Source organism: Amorphoplanes friuliensis DSM 7358 (assembly GCF_000494755.1).
GTDB lineage: Bacteria > Actinomycetota > Actinomycetes > Mycobacteriales > Micromonosporaceae > Actinoplanes > Actinoplanes friuliensis.
Map to the genome: position 1 here is coordinate 7561401 of NC_022657.1, position 19068 is coordinate 7580468.

Here is a 19068-nt window from a genome sequence, read left to right on the forward strand (position 1 = left end):
CGGGGGGATCTAGCCTCGGCGGTGATGTCGCAGCGTGTCAGGCACCACCGTCGGCGGAATGGGCTGGTCGACGGGGTTTTTGTGGTGGTGCTGATGGTCGGCGGGCTTTGTGGGCTCATCGGGCTTCGCGTGGCGCTGCTGGCGTTCAGCGACGTTGCCGGCGGCTGGGCGGATCTGCTGCTGTTCGGTGTCATCGGGCTGGCGGCGACTGCTGTCTGGTGGTGGCGGCAGCGGATCCGGCGGCGGGCAGCGCAAGCGATCGAGCAGTGGGAGCGGACCGCCGGGTGGGAGCCTGTGCTGCTCGGGCAGCGGTGGCCGTGGGTGGACATGGTGCGGTGGGCCGAGACGGTGACGGTGCTGCGGGCGTACAGGAAGCCGGGTTTGATTGTCGGTCTGGTGGAGTTTGCCGAGAACGGGCTGGGCGCTGCGGTGGATCGGCATGCCGGGCGGGCTGCCTTTGCGATCGTCACGCTGGCCCGGCCGGCGCCCACCGGGGCTGTGCGTGTTTACCGAGAGGTGGCGGCGCGAAGGCGCGGCGAGGACGAGTTCCGGCGGCGGTTCCGGGTAATCGGCGGGGAGTTGAGTCCGGCGCTCCAGAGGGCCCACGTCGACGGCGAGGTGCCGGCGTGGACCTGTACCGGTGATCAGATGTTCGTCTTCGTGCCGCTGGACGGGCCGTTGTGGCCGTGGCATCTCGAGAGGGCGGCCGCCAAGGCCCGGCGGGTCGTGGAGTTGTCAGCCGTTGAGGTAGGTGAGGACGGCTAGGACGCGGCGGTTGTCGTCGTCGGACGGCGGCATGCCGAGTTTGGTGAAGATGTTGTTGATGTGTTTGCTGACGGCCTTCTCCGTGACGAAGAGGGCCGCGGCGATCGCGGCGTTGGAGCGGCCCTCGGCCATCTCGCCCAGGACTTCGCGTTCGCGGGTGGTGAGGACCGCGAGGGGTTCGCGGCGGGCCAGGAGCTGGGAGACGACTTCCGGGTCCATGGCTGTGCCGCCGTCGGCGACGCGGCGGACGGCGTCGACGAACTGCGCCACGTTCGAGATGCGGTCCTTGAGGAGGTAGCCGACGCCGCCGTTGCGGTCGCTGAGGAGTTCGCGGGCGTAGAGGGGCTCCACGTGCTGGGAGAGGACCAGGATCGGGAGGCCGGGGACTTCGGTGCGGGCCGCGATCGCCGCCTGGAGGCCCTCGTCGGTGAAGGTCGGCGGGAGGCGCACGTCGACCACGGCGACGTCCGGGCGGTGCTTGAGCAGGGCCGGGAGCAGCGCCGGGCCGTTGTCGACGGCCTCGACCACCTCGAACTCGAACGCCTCCAGGAGGCGGGTCAGACCGTCTCGGAGGAGGGCAAGGTCTTCGGCGAGGACAACACGCAAGGCAACTCCATCGTCACGACCGTGGGTCCGCCCGGCGGGGAGGACAGCTTCATCGTGCCATCGAAGGCGGCGAGGCGGCGTTCGATGCCCCGCAGGCCGGTGCCCCGGGCGGGATTTGCCCCGCCGGCGCCGTCGTCGGAGACGACGATCGTGAGGAGGTTGTCGGCGTACCGGATGGCGACCTGGGCCGAGCGGGCGCCGCTGTGCCGGACGACGTTGGCGAGGGCTTCGGCCGTGGCGAAGTAGGCCGCCGACTCGACCGGGGTCTGGGGGCGGGCGGGCAGGTCGATCTCCACGGTGACGGGCATCGGCAGGCTCATCACCAGCGCGCGGACCGCGCCGTCGAGGCCGCGTTCGGCGAGGACCGGCGGGTGGATGCCGCGGACCAGGTTGCGCAGCTCCAGCAGGGCGGTGCCGCTGGCCTCGCGGGCCTCGGCGAGCAGTTTGCGGGCGGCGGCCGGGTCCCGTTCGATCATCTCCTCGGCGAGGCCGATGGTCATGCCCAGCGACACGAGCCGGGCCTGGGCGCCGTCGTGCAGGTCGCGTTCGATGCGGCGGAGCTCGGCGGCCTGCGCGTCGACGGTGTCGGCCCGGGTGACGGTCAGCTGGGCCACGCGCAGGCGCAGCTCGGCGGCCTTGGTCGGGGCCAGGAAGAGCTTGGCGAACTGCGCGTTCACCTCGAGGAGCCAGGGGGCGGCGCCGAGGCCGAGCGCCAGGAACAGCACACCCTGCGGCATGGAGAGCATGGCCTCGCTGAAGTTGGCGATCGGCCAGAAGACGCCGTAGCCGTACCAGTCGATGCCCAGGTAGAGCCAGAGCGGCAGCAGCGAGATCCCCTCGACGCCGTAGAGCGGGATCACCACCGCCAGCAGGCCGAGGAAAAAACCGACGAGGGCGCCGGGGATGAGCCAGGCGAGATCACGCCAGGTGGCCGGGTCCGTGGCGATCCAGCGGAACCTTTTCCAGCCTCCGGGAAGCGCCCGCTCGGGCGGCGGGTGGTACGGCCGGGCGATGCCGATCCCGGCCCGGCCGGCCAGGCGGCGCTCGAGGTTGGCGCGCATCCGGACCAGGTTCGTCACCCAGGGCAACAGGGCCAGACCGAGGAACGGTACGGGTGTCAGCAGGAGCGCCACCAGCGAAACCGCCAGCAACGGCACGTTGGTGACGGACAGGCCCACTGCGTAGACGCCACCCGCGATGGCGCGCAGGCCGTCGCGTACCCATGATCGCGTCTCCACGGCTCCCCACTCTCCGGTTCCCAGGACACCATGGGCACATTCACGCACAGTTAGCGGTGGTGCTAGCACCACCATTCCCGGGGGCTTGTCACTCCTGAACTTACGCGGCCGAAGGAGAAGGCTGAACGCCATGACGACAACGACGGAGCGGCCGAGGTCGACGACCGGCAGCGACTTCGCCGCGCTCAACAAGCGGGTGACCAAGGCGGGCCTGCTCGAGCGCAAGCCGGCGTACTACGCCGTGCGGCTGACCGCCGTCTCGCTGATGCTGATCGGCGGCTGGACGGCTTTCTTCCTGATCGGCTCGTCCTGGTGGACGCTCGCCGTCGCAGCGTTCCTCGCCGTCACGTTCGCCCAGGTGGCGCTGGTGGCGCACGACCTCGCCCACCGGCAGGTCTTCCGCACCAAGCGACCGGGTGAGATCGCGGGCCGGATCGCCGGCAACGTGGCCGTGGGCATGAGTTACGGCTGGTGGATGGACAAGCACACCCGCCACCACAACAACCCCAACCACGACGACCTCGACCCGGACGTCACCCCCGAGGTGCTGATCTGGGCCACCGAGTCCGCGCTGGGCCGCCGGGGTCTGAAGGGTTTCATCACCCGTCACCAGGCCGGGCTGTTCTTCCCGCTGCTGACCCTGCTCGGCATCGACCTCAAGGTGTCCAGCGTCAAGGCGCTGATCCGCGGCGACATGAAGCGCCGCAACCTCGAGGCCGGCCTGCTGATCATGCACGCGGTGGTCTACCTGACCACGCTGTTCGTGATCCTCTCGCCGCTGCAGGCGATCGCCTTCCTCGTCGTCCACCAGGCGCTGTTCGGTGTCTACCTCGGCATGACGTTCGCCCCGAACCACAAGGGCATGCCGCACCCCGACGGCACCGAGGACTACCTGCGCAAGCAGGTCCTGACCTCCCGCAACGTCACCGGCGGCTGGCTCACCGACGCCGCGCTGGGCGGCCTGAACTACCAGATCGAGCACCACCTCTTCCCGGCGATGCCGACGCCGAACCTGCGCAAGGTCCAGCCGATCGTCGAGGCGTACTGCGCCGAGATCGGCGTGCCCTACGAGTCGACGAGCCTGATCGAGTCGTACCGCCAGGCACTGCGGCACCTCAACGAGGTCGGCGCCCCGCTGCGTGAGCAGCACAAGGCCGCCAGGTAGGGCAATGGATCTTCAGCTCACGGACAAGGTCGCGGTGATCACCGGTGGGACGGTCGGAATCGGCCTCGCGGTGGCCCGCGGCCTCGCCGCGGAAGGCGCGCACCTCGCGTTGTGCGCCCGCGACACCGATCGCCTCGAGGCCGTCGTCCAAGCTCTCCGGACCGAATTTCCCGTACGCGTTCTCGGGGTGACCGCCGATGTCGGAGGACTCGATGACATCACGAATCTGGCACGGGCGGTCACGGACGAGTTCGGCGGCGCGGACATCCTGATCAACAACGCGGGTACGGGCAGCGAGGAGACGATCCTCGAGGCGTCCGACGAGCGCTGGCAGGCGTACTGGGATCTGCACGTGATGGCCGCGGTCCGCCTGGCCCGCGTCTTCGCACCGCAGATGAAGGCCCGCGGCGGCGGCGTGATCCTGCACAACGCCTCGATCTGCGCGACGCAGCCGCTGGGCTACGAGCCGATCTACAACGTCACCAAGGCGGCACTGGTGATGTTCTCGAAGTGCCTCGCCAACGAGCTGATCGGCGACAACATCCGCGTGAACACCGTCAACCCGGGTCTGGTGCAGACGCCGGACTGGGAGAAGACGGCACGGGCGCTGACCGAGGGCACGGACCGCTCGTGGGAGGACCACCTCCAGCAGATCGCGGACGACTACGCGCCCATCGGCCGGTTCGCGGACCCGGCGGAGATCGCGAACCTGTTCGTCTTCCTGTGCTCTCCCCGGGCGAGTTACATGGTCGGCTCGTCGTACTACATCGACGGCGGCTGGCTTCGCACGACCACATAGGACAGTGCACGGTCGTCTATGCTGTCGACCGTGACGGTCCCTGAAGGAATCGACGCCGGAGTTCCCAACGCCGCCCGCATGTACGACTACTACCTGGGCGGCAAGGACAACTTCGCTGCCGACCGGGCGGCCGCCGAGGCGGTGCTGGCGGTCGCGCCCGAGATGCGTGAGGCGGCCCGGTCCGGCCGGGCGCTGATCAAACGGGTGGTCGAGCACCTGGTCCGCGAGCGCGGCATCCGGCAGTTCCTGGACCTGGGCTCCGGCCTCCCCGCCGCGGAGAACGTCCACGAGATCGCCCGCGCGATCGACCCGTCGGTCAAGGTCGTCTACGTCGACTACGACGAGGTCGTCTGCATCCACGGCCGCGCCCTGCTGGAGGAACGCGACCACGCCATCATCCTGCAGCGTGACGTCACCGAGCCCGGGACCGTCCTCGACGATCCGGCCCTGCGCGGCCTGCTCGATCTCGACCAGCCGGTCGCCGTCCTGATGATGTTCCTGCTGCACCTGATCCCGGACGCGGCCAAGCCCCACGAGGTGGTGGCGACCTACCGCGACGCACTGGCCCCGGGCAGCTTCCTGGCCATCTCGCACGCGGCGAACGACGCCCGCCCCGACTTCATGGCCCGCATCACGGCGATCTACGAACGTGCCAACGCCCCGTTCACTCCCCGCGACAAGCCCGGCATCGAGGCGTTCTTCGGCGACTTCACGCTGGAGCCCCCAGGGCTGGTGAACGTGTGGCCGTACACCGAGGTCCCGCCGGGCATGAACCCCGACCTGTCCCGCACCGGTTACGGCGGCGTGGCCCGGAAGCCCTGAGCCCGGATCAGCCGCACCGCCTCGTCGACACCACCGTTCCACGGGGCGCCGTGACCCGGCAGCACCCAGCTCACCCCGAGCCCTTCGAGCCGGCTGAGCGAGGCAATCGCCTGCTCAGGGTCGTCGGTGAACGGCGCCGCCTGCGGGCCCGGCCGGCCGGTCAGCACGTGCCGGGTCGTCAGCCCGTCCCCCACAAAAACCGCGTCGACGGCGGGCACGTGCACGGCGATGCTGCCCGGCGAATGCCCCGGCAGCCCGATGATGCGCGGCGCGCCCGGCAGGTCGAGCACCATGCCGTCACCCACCTCGGTCACCTCGGTGAGGTAGGTGGTGCGGAGGCCGCCTTTTCTGCTCGCGTACCAGATGAAGCGTGCTGTCGCGCCGAGCTTGAACCCACCCCAGCTTGCTTTGGGCTTGATCTCGCCCCGGGCGCGGGCGGCGTCCGCGGCATGCACGAAGACCGGGACACCGTGATCACGCCGGAGCCGCTCGGCGAACCCGAGATGATCGGTGTCGCCGTGGGTGAGGACCAGGCCGCGGATGTCGCCGGGCGAGCGGCCCATGGAGGTGAGCTCGGCCAGCAGTTCGCGCCAGTGACCGGCCAGACCCGCGTCGATGACCGTCACACCCTCGTCGGTCTCGATGAGGTAGACCGCGACGAGGTCGTTGCCGATGCGATGCAGCTGAGGCCCGAGCTTCATGCTGGCTACGATATCTAGCTTTTTAGCTACCGTCCATAGTCATCGAGCGATGGGGTCCACGGCCGGCGCCGTCGGCGCCGGATGGCAAGATCGTGACTCGTGATCGTTGATGCTGACCTGTCCGGCACGCTGCGCGTGGTCGAGGCTCACCGGTGAGGGCGGTCATCGTTGCGGCGGCGGTCGCGTTCATCGTCTCCCTGTTCCTCACGCCGGTGGCGATCCGGGTCTTCAGCGCACTCAAGGCCGGCCAGCCCATCCGCTCCCTCGGACTCGCTTCGAACGAGGGCAAGAAGGGCACCCCCGCAATGGGGGGCGTCGTGTTCATCGTGGCGACCCTCATCGCCTACGTCGCCGGGCACGTCGCGCTGACCACGCTGTCCGAGCGGCAGATCGCGCAGGAGAAGCCGACCATGACGGCTCTCGTCCTGCTCGGCGTCTTCGTCTTCTGCGGCGCGGTCGGCTTTGTCGACGACTTCCTCAAGGTCCGCAAGCGCAACTCCGACGGCCTGTCCGCCAAGGGCAAACTGCTCGGCCAGGCGATCATCGGCACCGGGTTCGGCATCGCCGCCCTCTACATGGCGAGCACCAACGGGCAGACCGTGGCCAGCGAGAACATCTCGTTCATCCGCGACATCAGCTGGCTGGACATCGGCAAGGTCGGCTCGGTGATCCTGTTCGTCTTTGTCATCACGGCGATGTCGAACGGCGTGAACCTCACCGACGGCCTCGACGGCCTGGCCACCGGCGCTTCGACCCTGGTCCTCGGCGCGTACGCGCTGATCGGGTACTGGCAGTACCGGCACTGGTGCGCCGACGACACGTACTCCCGCGTGAACGAGTACTGCTACCAGGTCCGCGATCCCCTCGAGATCGCCATGATCGCGGCGGCAGCAGCCGGCGCCTGCGTGGGCTTCCTGTGGTGGAACACGTCCCCGGCCCGGATCTTCATGGGCGACGTGGGCTCACTCGGGCTCGGCGCCCTGATCGGCGGCCTCGCGGTGGCTACCCGCACCACGCTGCTCTCGATCCTGATCGGCGGCCTGTTCTTCATCATCACGGTCACCTGGGTGATCCAGATCGTCTCGTTCCGGACCACCGGCAGACGTGTCTTCCGCATGGTGCCGCTGCACCACCACTTCGAGCTGGCCGGGTGGAGCGAGGTCAACATCGTGGTGCGCTTCTGGATCATCGCCGGCGTCTGCGTGGCGGCCGGCCTGGGCGTGTTCTACTCGGACTTCCTGGCTGCCGTCGGATGACACCGCGTCTGCTGTGCGCCGCCGGGGAATCGGACCCCGAACCCTCCGTTTAAGAGACGGATGCTCTACCTGTTGAGCTAGCGGCACTGGTGGAGGCAACAAAAAAACCGCCCTCCCGAACGGGATGGGCGGCACTGTCGTCGCAGCGTCAGCCGCGGCGCCGGCCCATCCGGGTGCGCTTCTTGCAGAACATGTCGGACCCCCTTCGGCCGGTCGGTGTGGTTCAAAGACTAGAGATCGGTACGCCGGCCCTCAACGGAATTAATCGCGAGCAGTTCGGCGTGGGTCTCCTCGTCCGCCGCCACCAGAAGCCCACCCGCACCGGTGTGCAGAGGCTGACCGTGAATGCCGGTCACCACACAACCCGCGGCCCGGCAGAGCGCGATACCGGCCGCAAAATGAACGCTGTCCCGCAGATGCCCGTCAGTCACATAGGCGGCCCGCCGCCCGGCCGCCACCCACGCAACCGCCAGGGTCGTGGAAACCACCCGGGGCCGGAACCGCTCGACGAACCGCGGATCGCCCAGCAGGTCAACGGCCCGGAACCCCGGCGCGTTCGGAAACGGCGGATCAAGATTGAAGTCGACCAGCCGCGAAGCCGCCGACGGTTCCAGCCGCTCGTCACCGCTGCCGGTGCGCACGTAGGCACCGTCCCCATCGGTCCAGAAAATCTCGTTCGCGAACGGGTCAGCCGAGGCGGCAACCGCCACGTCCCCACCGTCGCGCAGCGCGACGTTCACCGCGACCAGCATGTTCCGGACCGCGTAGTTCAGGGTGCCGCAAAGAGGGTCGACGAGCCAGGTCCGCCCGGTGCTGCCACCCGAGCGCCCACTCTCCTCACCGACCACGGCGTCGCCGGGCCTGGCGGCCCGAAGGGTCTCGATGATGACGCGTTCCGCCTCGAGATCGGCCTCGGTCGCAAAATCGTCCCCGTCCTTACCGAAGCGCCGCAAGGACTCCCCGAACATCGACCGCACAACGTCCGCCCCGGCGGCCGCAGCACCGACAGCCAGCTCCGAATCCGTGATCAGCACCCCCGCACCCTAGCGTCAGCCACTGTCAACCCCGACCATCGTCCAATCCGGAGGTTGCCGTTCGACGCGGGTTTCCGCGAGCCCTCACTTCTACGTTCGATCTCATGGAACAAGAACGACAAGACATCAGACCCGCCGTTCGGTGGCCGGCCGCAATGGGAATGCTGAGCGTCGCAGCGGGTGTGATCGCCTGGCTCTCCCCGGGCGGGCTGGGCCAGTCAGGAGCGGTCACGGTGAAGGACGGAACCTCGGCATCCCTGTACCTCTCACTGACCGGACCGGTGGCAGACGCACCGTCGTGGCTGGGCACGATCCTCGAAGTGGCCAGTGAGGGCACTCTGGTCGTACTCGGGGTGCTGCTCGTGTGGAGCTGGTGGACCGGCCTCCGCCGCCGCGACGCCCGCGCGACCGCCGGAGCCGTGCTGATCGGGGCGGGCACCATCGCGGCCTACGCGGTCAGCGAAGCGGTGAAGCTGGTGGTCGACGAGGAACGGCCCTGCCGGGCGCTGCGGGCGGCAGCCGACGTGATCGCCGCATGCCCCGAGCCCGGAGACTGGTCGTTCCCCAGCAATCACGCCACCCTGGCCGCCGGGTTGGCAGCCGGCCTGGCCATCCTGTGGCCGCGACTCGCCGCGGTCACACTGCCACTGGCCGGCGCTGCTGCGCTGCTGCGAGTCCTGGTCGGAGTGCACTACCCCCACGATGTGCTGGCCGGCGCGATTCTCAGCAGCACCGTGGTCGCCGCGGTGTTGCTCGTCTTCCTACCTCTGGCTCAGCGCACGGTGTCCCGAATGATTCCGGCCTCGTGAGCCACGACCGCGGCGGCAGCCCGGTTGTCGACACCCAGGCGTCCCAGGATGGAACTCACGTGGGCCTTCACCGTTCCCTCCACCACCTGCAGCCGTCGGGCGATCTGGCTGTTGGACAGCCCACCGCCGAGGAAGGCCAGCACTTCACGTTCCCGGGCGGTGAGGGCACCGACCCGGTCCCGGGCGGCAGAACGCCGGCCGGCCAGGGCACCCGCACCCGTCGCCGCGAGATGCGCGACGATCCTGGCCGCGACTTTCGGTGACAGGTAGGCGGCGCCCTCGGCCACCGCACGAACCCCCCGGATGAGCTCCTCGGGCTCACCCGACTTGATCAGGAAGCCGGTTGCACCGTGGCCGAGCGCCTGCAGAATGTAGTCGTCCTCACCGAAGGTCGTCAGGATGATGACGCTGGTCGCCGGCACCGTGCCGCGGATCTCCGCCGCAGCGTCGATGCCGTTCATCCCCGGCATGCGAATGTCGAGAACGGCCACCGCCGGACGGTGCCGGCGAACCAGTTCCACGGCGTCGTGCCCGTCGACGGCTTCGGCGACCACCTCGATGCCGGGATCCGTGGCCAGCACAGCGCGCACCCCGGCCCGGATCATCGGCTCGTCGTCGGCGATCAGCACCCGGATCATCGAACGCTCACGGGGTGAGCGTGTCGAGAGAAACCAGAACGTCCTGCCGGAAGCAGACCCGGTAGGCGTCGCCCGACCGGTCGTCGAACCGGTCGGCCGTCATCGCGTAGTACTCGCAACTGAGGTCGTCCCCTGTCGGCTCGGCAGTCAACGGTCGGTGGTTCGTCTGCCGGTCCGGCAGGAAACGCGCCACTTCCGCCCGATTCTGCCCGACACGCAGACGTGCATAGTCGCCCGGATCCAGAACCGATCGCTTCGACGACAGCATCTCCCACCCCATAAGCGCCCCGCTCAGCAACGCCCCGGTCACCAGAGGAACCATCACGGCGGCGGCCAGAATCCGGCGGACGCGATGCCGGTGTTCATTGTCCCGGTCGGGGGAGGGCAGTGGCGACGGTCCGGCGTGGGGAATGCTGGCGGCAACCTCAAAACCCCCGTTGCTCGGGCCGTACCGGAAAGTGCCGCCGGCCGACCGCACCCGTTCGGCGAGGCCGACAAGACCCCGGCCCCCGCTCGGCGGGCCGTTCTCCACAACCACGGTTGTCGCGGACCGCGCATGCGTCACGCGGACGGTCGCTTTTGCATCGGGCGCATGCTTGGCGACGTTGGTCAACGCCTCCTGCACCACACGCTGGGCAGCCCGTTCCACCCCCGGGGAGAGACCGTCCGCCTCACCGTCGACGTGCAACTCGACCGCAAGCCCGGACTCGGCTGCCTCGGCAGTCAGGTTCGCAAGACCCGGCGTGGTCTCCTCACGAAGAACACCGATCACCTCACCGAGACGCTCCACCGCAGCAGCCGCCCTGGCCCTGATGTGTCCCGCGGCCTCCTGGTGTTGTTCTTCGAGCCCCGGCGCAAGCTTCAGAGCACCGGCCGACAGCGCGATCAGGCTGAGGTCGTGCCCGAGCACATCATGCATGTCCATCGCGATCCGGGCCCGCTCCCGCAGCCGCGCCCGCTCGGCAACCAGCTGCTGCTCACGCTCCAACTGCGCGGCCCGCTCCCAGCCGGCCCGAACAAGCTCCCGATACTGCCCCCAGAACCGCCCGGCGAACCAAGGAACCATCGTGGCGACCACCACGACCGCCACGAACCGGCTCCCCCACGGCAGCCAGGCAGGCACGAAGGACAACAGCACCACACCGGCCGAAAGCAGAGCGACAAAAGCCAGCACCGTGGACCGTGCCCGTCCCGGCCGCAACCCCACCAAGAACGCGGCGACCGCGGCAGGGACCGCCCACCACAGGTTCACCACGCTCAGCCCGGCCGCCAACGCCGCCGCCCCGGCAAGAACACTCCCCCGATCAAGAGCCCGCCGAACACCGACCACCCAGCTGCTTTCCACGCTTCCCACCAAAACAACGGTACGGACAACGCAACCCACCCAACACTGCCAAAAGACCAATCCCCACCGCACCACCGATGGATGCGTCGTGGGCAGAGCAGGCAGTCTGCGCCGCAGAGGCCGCCGTCATCGGACGAAGGCGTCACAGTGCACGGTCGGCACCCGCGCCGACAAGCCACCACCGGAGTGCCTAGGTGGCAAGGCGAGGCCGGTAATCCACGCCGCCACCGGGTGATGGCGGCGCAGGACAGGACCAGCCGCCAGTTCACCACCGAGCCCAACATCAGCGATGTTGGGCCCGGACCCTGCTCCCCCGGGCTGTTCGCGCTCAGGTTGTTCCTGTGTCGCCGGGCAGGGCCCGCAACCCGCGCCCCTATCGGGCGCATGCGCCGTCGATCGGCGCCGGCCCACCCGCGCCCATCAGGCCGACACCGGGTGCATGCGTCGCGGATGAGGTTGGCCATCGGCGCGTCCTGGGGTGGGGGACGTCGTGGGTGGGGGTTGGGGATCACGCAGCTGGCAGGGCGGGGCGGGCCGGTCATGAGCGCCAGCGAATGGGTCGTCTCGCCCGGTGTCGGCGGGAGCGGCGGTCAGGGACATGCAACCAGGCACGACCGCCTGATCTTGAGTTGTTGATCCATTCCTTGGCCGAGGCAACGACTGGCCAGGGTGGCCGCCGGTCGGGTTGCGGTCCAGCAGGGTCCCCACCAGCTCGGCGAGCCGGTCATGCGCGCAGGTCAGGGGGCCGCCTCACTCGGTGTGAGAACGACGGTGAGGGGCACGACGACTCGGACCTGTTTATTTGGGGGCGTTCAGGGCGTCCAAGGCTGTTGTTGCGCCTCGGTGGAGGGTTACCGGGGTGGTTTTTCGGGCTTTGTCGAGGGTGATTTCCTTGGCGGCTGCGTTGGCTTGTTCGAGCTGGGGTTTGCGGTCGAAGAGGGTTCGGGTGAGGACGCAGGCGACGTTGGCGTCGAGGTTTTCGCGGACCAGGAGGAGGTTCGGGACGACGATGGTGGGGATGTCGGCCGGGGTTTTGTAGGTGGTGGCCGGGATGGTGCCGGTTTCGTAGACCGGGTTGATTTTTTGGAGTTCGGGGAGGAGGGGGGTGATGTCGAGGAATTCGACCTGGTCGGCGGAGGTGGTGAGCAGGTCGGTGATGCCGGGGGTGGGGAGGCCGCCGGACCAGAAGAGGGCGTCGATCGAGCCGTCCTTGACGCCGTCGACTGTTTTGGTCAGGTCGAGGCGCTGGGCCTGGACGTCTTTGTCGGGGTCGAGGCCGGCGGCGGTGAGGACACGTTTGGCGATGACTTCGGTGCCGGAGCGGGGGGAGCCGGTCGAGACGCGTTTGCCTTTCATGCCGGCTACGTCTTTGATGCCGGAGCCTTTGCGGGTGATGACCTGGGTGTAGTTGGTGTGGATGCGGGCCAGCGCCTGGACGGGTTGTTTGGTGGTGAAGCTGTTGGTGCCGTTGACCGCGTCGGCGGCGCTGTCGGCGAGGGAGAAGGCGACGTCGAATTCGCCGGCGACGAGTTGCTGGATGTTCTGGACCGAGGCGCCGGTTTCGGAGGCGGTGGCTTTCACTTTGCCGCCGGAGGCGCCGATCTGTTCGGCGTAGGCGTTGCCGAGGGCGAAGTAGACGCCGGTGGCGTTGCCGGTGGCGATGCCGATGCGGGTGTCGTTCGCGACTTCGCAGGTGACGGTGCCGCCGGCGTCTTCCGCGGCGGCGTCCTGTTTGCCGCCGCAGCCCACGAGTGCGGTTGCGGTGAGTGTGCCGGCTGCGGCCAGGGCGAATGCCTTTCTCATAATGCTGTCCTCCCCGTTCGGTGGATGAGTGCGATCCCTGCTGCGAGGGCGAGCGCGACGGCGCCGATCGCGATCGTGAGCGGAGCGAGGTAGAGCAGGAGCAGACCGGCGGCGGCGCCGAGGATGCGGCTGGCGGGGCCGGCCGGTCCGATGCCGGGCACCCAGGCGCCGGTGGCGATGGCCAGGCCGACGACCGCGAAGATCGCGACGACGGTGGCCCAGACGATGCCGAGCACCGGCCCGCGGGCCAGGAGGTATTCGCCGGGGTCGGTGAGCACGAAGGCGATGGGGGCCAGGAACGCCGGCAGGGCGTACTTGAGGGCCTGCCACATCGTCGGCACCGTGCGCCCGCCGGTGATCGCGCTGGCCCCGACCGCCGCGAGTGCTGTGGGCGGGGTGACCTCGGAAAGCACCGAGTAGTAGAAGACGAACATCGCGGCGGCGGGTGGTGAGACCCCGAGAAGGGTCAGCGCCGGGCCGATGATGACCCAGCCGATGATGAAACTGGCGGTGACGGGCACGGCCAGACCGAGGATCGCCAGCGCGACGGCGGCCAGCACCACGGTCAGCGCGAGCACCAGCGTCGGATTGTCGGTGACCGCTTGCGCGCCGTTGACCAGTAGTGATGCCACCTGCGAGCCCAGGCCGGTCTTGGTGACGGTCGCGGTGATGATGCCGGCGGCGGCACACACGGCGACGACGGGGAGCACGCCGCGGACGCCCGCGGACAGTGCCGCGAAGAGGCGGTGCGGTGTCAGCCACGTCCGCCGGTCGAGAAAGGAGAGGAAGGCTGCCAGCACCGTCGCGTAGACCACGGCGCGGGTGGCGCTCTGACCGACGGCAAGCAGCACCACGATCAGGAAGAGCGAGGAAAAGTGGTAGCCGAACCGTCCGAGCAGCCGCAGCGCGCTGGTCTGCGGGGCGTCGACGGCCCGCACCTGGAAGCGCCGTGCGTCGATCTCGACCGCGAGCAGGATCCCCAGGTAGTAGAGGACCGTCGGGATCATCGCCCAGCCGAGCACGGTGAGGTAGGAGACGTCGAGGTATTCGGCCACGATGAACGCGGCGGCGCCCAGGGTCGGCGGGGAGAGGATCGCCCCGACACCGGCGGCGGCGAGCATGCCACCGGCCTGCTCGGCGGGGTAGCCCGCGCGCTTGAGCATCGGCCAGGTGACCGCGCCGACGCTGACCGCGGTGGCTGTCCCGGAGCCGGAGACCGTGCCGAGGAGGAAGCCGGCGGCCACCGCTGTGCGCCCGGCGGCACTCCGCGACTTGCGGAAGGCGGCCACCGACAGATCGACGAAGAAGCGGCTGGCGCCGGAGAGTTCGAGAACAGCACCGTAGATCGTGAACAGCACGATGTAGGTGGCGGCGACGTCGAGCGGTGTGCCGTAGAAGCCGCTGCCGGAGTTGTAGAGCGCGTCGACGATCTGGGCGAAGTCCATGCCCTGGTGGGCGATGGACCAGGCCTGCGGGAACAGCCCGCCGTAGTAGCCGTAGGCGAGAAAGGCCAGGCAGACGAGCGGCAGGGCCAGTCCGGTGGTGCGGCGGCAGGCCTCCACGACCAGCACGAGCATGATCGCGCCGGCGATGACGTCCGGGGTGTCGAGCAGGCCCTGACGGTCGAGGAAGCCGTCGTAACCGCCGCCGAACGGGCTGATCGGATAAAGGCAGACCAGCAGGGTGGCCACCGCCAGCACCCAGTCGAGGATCGACGGCGCCGCCGATCTTGTCCGGGTGGGATATCCGGAGCGGTAGACGAGGAAGACCAGCGGGAGGGTGACCGCCAGGAAGACGATCAGGTAGAACTGGCTGCCCTGGGCAAGCGGGCGGAAGACCTGCCACAGCACGAGCAGGGCCGCGGCAAACGCGACCACCGCGACACCGGCACCGATCCTGCCGGTCAGCGCGCGGGCCGGGCGCTCCTCGTCGTCGAAATGGACGGCCGCCGGGTCCGCGAGCGCACCCGCCGGAACGCGGTCGGAGTCCATGGTGGACACCGGGCCGGGAGTGCCGTCGTCGGCCTCCGCCCGGCCGGTCGGAGATCGACCGTTGACCATGAACGGACGTTACTATGCCGGCTGCGGCTTGTGACGTGTTGATCACGCATCTGTGGATATCCCCCGGATCAGCTCGTCACAAATAGGGCAAAACTAGTTTCCCGTTGCCGGTCATGACGTTGATACCGGTTATGGTGCGTCGCTCTTCACTGCAGGAAATCCGCGAGCAGACCTACAAGGTCCGCGACGCGTGGTGGACCGTCCTGCTCGTCGATCCCCTCGCGGCCAGGCTGGTCCGCCTGGTCGCCCCCTACCGGTGGATCACCCCGAACCTGCTGACCGGCCTGGCGACCCTGCTGGGTGTGGCCGCCGCAGCCTGCTTCGTGGCCCCCGGCCTGACGGATCAGAACAGGTGGTGGCTCGCCGCGGGGGCGGCGCTGTTCCACCTGAGCTTCGTCGTGGACTGCATGGACGGCAAGGTCGCGCGCCTGAACGGCACCGGGTCGCTGTTCGGAGCCTGGTTCGACTTCATGTTCGACCGGCTGCGGGTCTTCATGTGCGCGGTGGCGCTCTTCGGGGGCCAGTTCCTGCGTACGGACGAGGTCGGTTATCTCTGGACCTTGATCATCGTCACGTTCCTGGACCTGTTCCGGTACGTGAACTCGCAGCAGATGACCAAGACCCGCGAGACCATGCGCGCGAGCCTGGAGGAAGTCCGCGGTCCCCTGCCGCCGGCCGAGTCCGAGGCCGCGGTGAATTTGCCTCCTCAGGGTCCCCGGGCCCGGCTCCGCGCGGCGCTCCTCCGGCACCGCATCCGTACGCACCTGGTCAGCGGCATCGAGTTCGAGATGGCGGTTTTCATCATCGGGCCACTCACCGGCTGGATCATCGGAACCTCGCTGGTGGCCGGCGCGCTGATGGTCGCGTTCGAGCTGCTGCTGATCGTGAAGCTGTGGCGGGCGACGCGCGGGTTCCCGGTCGCGCTGGCCAAGGCTCAGGCGGCAGCTGCCCTGCTGAAGCCCGGTGCGCCCGCGCAAGCATCAGCTCCGGGCGCCGACAGGGTCAGCGCCACCTGAGGGGTGGCGGACAACCCTCCCGGCGAGGCAGGCTGGCGCTGGCTGACGCAGATCGGCGCGAGGAGGAGACATGGCGGCGAGTGAGGCTACGGCCACGTTCCGCGAGGCCCGGGACTTCCTGCTGGAGCACCGGGAGGACTACGCGGAGGCGTACGCGCAGTTCGGCTGGCCACAGCTCGGCGCGTTCAACTGGGCGCTCGACTGGTTCGACGTCATCGCCGAGGGCAACACCAACCCGGCGCTCTGGATCGTCGAGGAGGACGGCTCGGAGCAGCGCTTCACGTTCGCCGAGATGGCCCGCCGGTCCGGCCAGGTCGCCAACTGGCTGCGCGCCCGCGGTGTGCGCCGCGGCGACCGGGTCGTCCTCATGCTCGGCAACCAGGTCGAGCTCTGGGACACGATCCTCGCCGTGATGAAGCTCGGCGCGATCATCATCCCGGCGACCCCGCTGCTCGGCGCGGCCGACGCCCGTGACCGGGTGGCTCGCGGCGGCGCCCAGCACGTCATCGCCCTGGCCTCGGCCGCGGACCGCTTCACGGAGATCAGCGCCGACGTCACCCGCATCGCGATCGGCCGGGCCGTCGAGGGCTGGCACACCTTCTCGGACGCGTACGCGGAACCGGCGGACTTCACGCCGGACGGGGTCACCGACGCGAACGACACGCTGCTGCTGTACTTCACCTCGGGCACCACCGCACGCCCCAAGCTGGTCGAGCACACGCACGCGTCGTACCCGGTCGGCCACCTGTCCACGATGTACTGGATCGGACTGCGGCCGGGCGACGTCCACCTCAACATCTCGTCACCGGGCTGGGCCAAACACGCGTGGAGCAACGTCTTCGCACCGTGGAACGCGCAGGCCTGCGTGTTCATCCACAACTACTCGCGGTTCGACGGCGCGCGGCTGCTCAGCGAGATGCAGCGCTGCGGGGTGACGAGCTTCTGTGCGCCGCCGACCGTCTGGCGCATGCTCATCCAGTCGGACCTGACCGCTCTGACAACTCCGCCGCGGGTGGTGGTCGGGGCCGGTGAGCCGCTCAACCCCGAGGTCATCGAGCAGGTGCGCAAGGCCTGGGGTGTGACGATCCGCGACGGCTTCGGCCAGACGGAGACCACGGTCCAGATCGCCAACACGCCCGGTCAGCCGGTCCGGCCCGGGTCGATGGGCCGGCCGGTCCCCGGGTACCGGGTGGTGCTGATCGATCCGGTCACGGGTGAGCGGGCGGAGGAGGGTGAGATCTGCCTGGAGCTCGACCCGCGCCCGCTGGGGCTGATGGTCGGTTACCACGGCGATCCCGAGCTGACGGCCGAGGCGATGGCCGGCGGTTTTTACCACACCGGCGACATCGGATCGCGTGACGCGGACGGTTACATCACGTACGTGGGCAGGACCGACGACGTGTTCAAGGCGTCGGACTACCGGATCTCCCCGTTCGAGCTGGAGAGTGTGCTGATCGAACACGAAGCGGTGGTCGAGGCGGCGATCGTGCCGTCACCGGACGCGCTGCGGCTGCACGTGCCCAAGGCCTACGTCGTGCTCGCCGAGGGCTGGGAGCCCACCGACGCCACCGCGCAATCGATCTTCGCGCACTGCCGGGAGCACCTGTCGGCGTACCAGCGGGTGCGGCGCCTCGAGTTCGCGGAGCTGCCCAAGACCATCTCGGGCAAGATCCGCCGGGTCGAGCTCCGCGACGCGGAACGCCTCAAGCACGCGTCCACGGACGCCACACCACCCGGCGAGTTCCGCGACCGGGCGTAAAAGGCCGGGCCTCCACCAGAGGGTGAAGACCCGGCCGGGATTCAGCCGTCAGCAGCGGCCGAGGTCCTCCCACTGCTGGGTCCAGCCCGGTTCCGAGCCCTGCGTCCAGTACCTGGCCTTCCACAGGTGCTTGCCGTCACCGGAGGCGGGACCGCTCGGGTCTCCGTACTTGCTCTTCTCGTGCTTGACGGTCTGGCCGCCCTGGTAGACCGAGCCGAACGCCCATTCCGGCGCGGTCGCGCACGATCCCGCCGGCGGAGTCGTGGGCGGCGTGGTCGGAGGCGTCGTGGGCGGTGTCGTCGGCGGGTTGGTCGGGTTGGTGCAGCCGCCGCCGGTGGTGTCGACCGTGTCGGCGAACGTGCTGCCCGACGACCGGTAGCCGGCCGTCTTCGACGAGACCTGCGCCGGGGTCAGGGCCTGGTTCTTGGCGAAGAGCACCCAGTCGACCTGCTGGATGTACGTGCTCAGCCCGCCCGAGTGCGTAGCCGTGTCGATGAACCAGAGGTTCCAGTTGATCGTCATCGTCTGGCGCGGGTAGAACTTGCCGGAGTGGTCGCCGACCTGCACACCGTCGATGTAGTAGATGACGTGCCCGTTGGCGACGGTCGCCACCAGGTCGTGCCAGCCGTTGAGGCTGCTGCGCTGCTCCGAGTGCTGGTTGTCGGCGAACCACGGCTCGGCGCGGTACGTGTACCAGGTGGTCTGGTAGTTGATCGGCCCGGTCTCGCCCCACCCGCCGTTGGGCAGGTACTCGGAGATGTCGAGCTCGCTGTACGTCGGGTCGAGGTCGCCGTTCAGCGGGCTGATCGTGAAGAACGTCTGGTTGATGTGGTCGCCGTCGTTGCCGCTCACCGGGGCGTCGGTGAAACGGACCCGGCTGGCGTACGTGCCCTCGAAGTAGCGCTTCTGGGTGCTGTAGAGCTCGGCGTGGTTGGTGCCGGCACCGGTGCCGTCCGTCGACGCCTGCAGCTGCATGACCTTCTGGCCGTCGGCCGTGGGGAAGGTGATGCTGTTCGGGGACCAGGTCGCCCCGGGCACACCCGGGCCACCGGCGTAACTGCGCGGCGTCCAGCCGTGTGCGGTCAGCGAGCTGTCGCTCGACGACGAGTAGGAGAAGTCGTCGAACAGGTAGCCGCATTCGGCCGCGGCGGCGCTGGGTGCATTGGTGAACACCGCCACCGTGCCGAGCAGGGCGAGCGTTCCGACAAAGCCTAAAGATTTACGTTTGTCGATGGACATGAGCAGGGTCCTC

Annotated in this window: 17 protein-coding genes and 1 tRNA gene; 8 read left to right on the plus strand and 10 right to left on the minus strand. The window is 69.1% G+C overall.

Going from position 1 to position 19068, the window contains the following annotated elements:
• The first annotated feature begins 24 nt into the window (after window positions 1-24).
• Window positions 25-765 carry a hypothetical protein gene (locus AFR_RS34785; protein ID WP_148308168.1) on the plus strand — a complete coding sequence of 247 codons (741 nt, stop codon included), beginning with the start codon at window positions 25-27 and terminating at the stop codon, window positions 763-765.
• On the opposite strand, the gene AFR_RS34790 is transcribed toward AFR_RS34785, so the two are convergent.
• Window positions 736-1371, minus strand: a complete 636-nt coding sequence (locus AFR_RS34790; protein ID WP_023561517.1) for a LuxR C-terminal-related transcriptional regulator — start codon at window positions 1369-1371, stop codon at window positions 736-738. The two genes, AFR_RS34785 and AFR_RS34790, sit on opposite strands and share 30 nt — an antisense overlap.
• Window positions 1323-2609: a sensor histidine kinase gene (locus AFR_RS34795; RefSeq protein ID WP_023561518.1), complete on the minus strand. Its 1287-nt coding sequence runs from the start codon at window positions 2607-2609 to the stop codon at window positions 1323-1325. Before AFR_RS34795 ends, AFR_RS34790 begins: the two co-directional genes overlap by 49 nt.
• A 130-nt stretch (window positions 2610-2739) precedes the next feature.
• Here AFR_RS34795 and AFR_RS34800 point away from each other — a divergent pair, with 130 nt between their 5' ends.
• From AFR_RS34800 to AFR_RS34810, 3 genes are read left to right on the plus strand one after another with little or no spacing between them, the layout of a single operon-like run.
• The gene (locus tag AFR_RS34800) at window positions 2740-3774 is read left to right on the plus strand and encodes a fatty acid desaturase family protein (protein WP_023561519.1); all 1035 of its coding nucleotides are present in this window, start codon (window positions 2740-2742) and stop codon (window positions 3772-3774) included.
• Between the two features lie 4 nt (window positions 3775-3778).
• A complete protein-coding gene (locus tag AFR_RS34805; protein WP_023561520.1) occupies window positions 3779-4573 on the plus strand; it encodes an SDR family NAD(P)-dependent oxidoreductase in 795 nt (264 codons plus the stop codon).
• Window positions 4574-4603: 30 nt separating this feature from the next.
• Complete coding sequence (locus AFR_RS34810; protein ID WP_202963964.1) at window positions 4604-5395, plus strand: SAM-dependent methyltransferase; 792 nt, start codon at window positions 4604-4606, stop codon at window positions 5393-5395.
• On the opposite strand, the gene AFR_RS34815 is transcribed toward AFR_RS34810, so the two are convergent.
• The gene (locus AFR_RS34815) at window positions 5368-6096 is read right to left on the minus strand and encodes an MBL fold metallo-hydrolase (protein ID WP_023561522.1); all 729 of its coding nucleotides are present in this window, start codon (window positions 6094-6096) and stop codon (window positions 5368-5370) included. The genes AFR_RS34810 and AFR_RS34815 overlap by 28 nt on opposite strands.
• Window positions 6097-6248: 152 nt before the next feature.
• On the opposite strand from AFR_RS34815, the gene mraY reads away from it, so the two are divergent.
• Complete coding sequence (gene mraY, locus AFR_RS34820; protein ID WP_023561523.1) at window positions 6249-7352, plus strand: phospho-N-acetylmuramoyl-pentapeptide-transferase; 1104 nt, start codon at window positions 6249-6251, stop codon at window positions 7350-7352.
• A 14-nt stretch (window positions 7353-7366) separates the two neighbouring features.
• Here mraY and AFR_RS34825 read toward each other — a convergent pair.
• Both AFR_RS34825 and AFR_RS34830 read right to left on the minus strand, forming a co-directional pair.
• Window positions 7367-7439: transfer RNA gene (locus AFR_RS34825), tRNA-Lys, on the minus strand.
• Window positions 7440-7582: 143 nt separating this feature from the next.
• Window positions 7583-8386, minus strand: a complete 804-nt coding sequence (locus AFR_RS34830; RefSeq protein ID WP_023561524.1) for an inositol monophosphatase family protein — start codon at window positions 8384-8386, stop codon at window positions 7583-7585.
• Between the two features lie 161 nt (window positions 8387-8547).
• Here AFR_RS34830 and AFR_RS34835 point away from each other — a divergent pair, with 161 nt between their 5' ends.
• Window positions 8548-9195 carry a phosphatase PAP2 family protein gene (locus AFR_RS34835; protein ID WP_023561525.1) on the plus strand — a complete coding sequence of 216 codons (648 nt, stop codon included), beginning with the start codon at window positions 8548-8550 and terminating at the stop codon, window positions 9193-9195.
• Here the strand turns inward: AFR_RS34835 and AFR_RS34840 are convergent.
• The 4 genes from AFR_RS34840 to AFR_RS34855 all read right to left on the minus strand — a co-directional run bounded on the left by AFR_RS34840 (window position 9159) and on the right by AFR_RS34855 (window position 15041).
• Window positions 9159-9833 carry a response regulator gene (locus AFR_RS34840; RefSeq protein WP_023561526.1) on the minus strand — a complete coding sequence of 225 codons (675 nt, stop codon included), beginning with the start codon at window positions 9831-9833 and terminating at the stop codon, window positions 9159-9161. The two genes, AFR_RS34835 and AFR_RS34840, sit on opposite strands and share 37 nt — an antisense overlap.
• A 7-nt stretch (window positions 9834-9840) precedes the next feature.
• Window positions 9841-11106, minus strand: coding sequence for a sensor histidine kinase (locus AFR_RS34845; RefSeq protein ID WP_238547175.1), 1266 nt, complete (start codon window positions 11104-11106; stop codon window positions 9841-9843).
• Window positions 11107-11976: 870 nt separating this feature from the next.
• Window positions 11977-12981 (minus strand): TAXI family TRAP transporter solute-binding subunit, encoded by a 1005-nt coding sequence (locus AFR_RS34850; RefSeq protein WP_023561528.1) that lies wholly within the window; start codon window positions 12979-12981, stop codon window positions 11977-11979.
• A complete protein-coding gene (locus AFR_RS34855; RefSeq protein WP_023561529.1) occupies window positions 12978-15041 on the minus strand; it encodes a TRAP transporter permease in 2064 nt (687 codons plus the stop codon). The genes AFR_RS34850 and AFR_RS34855 overlap by 4 nt, the downstream gene beginning before the upstream one ends.
• A gap of 131 nt (window positions 15042-15172) precedes the next feature.
• On the opposite strand from AFR_RS34855, the gene AFR_RS34860 reads away from it, so the two are divergent.
• Entirely contained in the window at window positions 15173-16057 is an 885-nt protein-coding gene (locus AFR_RS34860; RefSeq protein ID WP_023561530.1) for a CDP-alcohol phosphatidyltransferase family protein, read from the plus strand.
• A gap of 70 nt (window positions 16058-16127) precedes the next feature.
• Entirely contained in the window at window positions 16128-17816 is a 1689-nt protein-coding gene (locus tag AFR_RS34865) for an AMP-binding protein (protein ID WP_023561531.1), read from the plus strand.
• 48 nt (window positions 17817-17864) lie between these two features.
• Here AFR_RS34865 and AFR_RS34870 read toward each other — a convergent pair whose 3' ends face one another.
• On the minus strand, window positions 17865-19055 hold the full coding sequence (locus AFR_RS34870) for a glycoside hydrolase family 16 protein (protein ID WP_023561532.1): 1191 nt from the start codon (window positions 19053-19055) through the stop codon (window positions 17865-17867).
• Between the last annotated feature and the right edge of the window lie 13 nt (window positions 19056-19068).

Coding starts and splice junctions, on each gene's coding strand:
- AFR_RS34850 (WP_023561528.1), bottom strand. CDS start 12,981: ATGAGAAAGGCATTCGCCCTGGCCGCAGCCGGCACACTCACCGCAACC.
- AFR_RS34870 (WP_023561532.1), bottom strand. CDS start 19,055: ATGTCCATCGACAAACGTAAATCTTTAGGCTTTGTCGGAACGCTCGCC.
- AFR_RS34805 (WP_023561520.1), top strand. CDS start 3,779: ATGGATCTTCAGCTCACGGACAAGGTCGCGGTGATCACCGGTGGGACG.
- AFR_RS34860 (WP_023561530.1), top strand. CDS start 15,173: ATGGTGCGTCGCTCTTCACTGCAGGAAATCCGCGAGCAGACCTACAAG.
- AFR_RS34835 (WP_023561525.1), top strand. CDS start 8,548: ATGCTGAGCGTCGCAGCGGGTGTGATCGCCTGGCTCTCCCCGGGCGGG.
- AFR_RS34855 (WP_023561529.1), bottom strand. CDS start 15,041: ATGGTCAACGGTCGATCTCCGACCGGCCGGGCGGAGGCCGACGACGGC.
- AFR_RS34800 (WP_023561519.1), top strand. CDS start 2,740: ATGACGACAACGACGGAGCGGCCGAGGTCGACGACCGGCAGCGACTTC.
- AFR_RS34840 (WP_023561526.1), bottom strand. CDS start 9,833: ATGATCCGGGTGCTGATCGCCGACGACGAGCCGATGATCCGGGCCGGG.
- AFR_RS34865 (WP_023561531.1), top strand. CDS start 16,128: ATGGCGGCGAGTGAGGCTACGGCCACGTTCCGCGAGGCCCGGGACTTC.
- AFR_RS34785 (WP_148308168.1), top strand. CDS start 25: ATGTCGCAGCGTGTCAGGCACCACCGTCGGCGGAATGGGCTGGTCGAC.
- AFR_RS34815 (WP_023561522.1), bottom strand. CDS start 6,096: ATGAAGCTCGGGCCTCAGCTGCATCGCATCGGCAACGACCTCGTCGCG.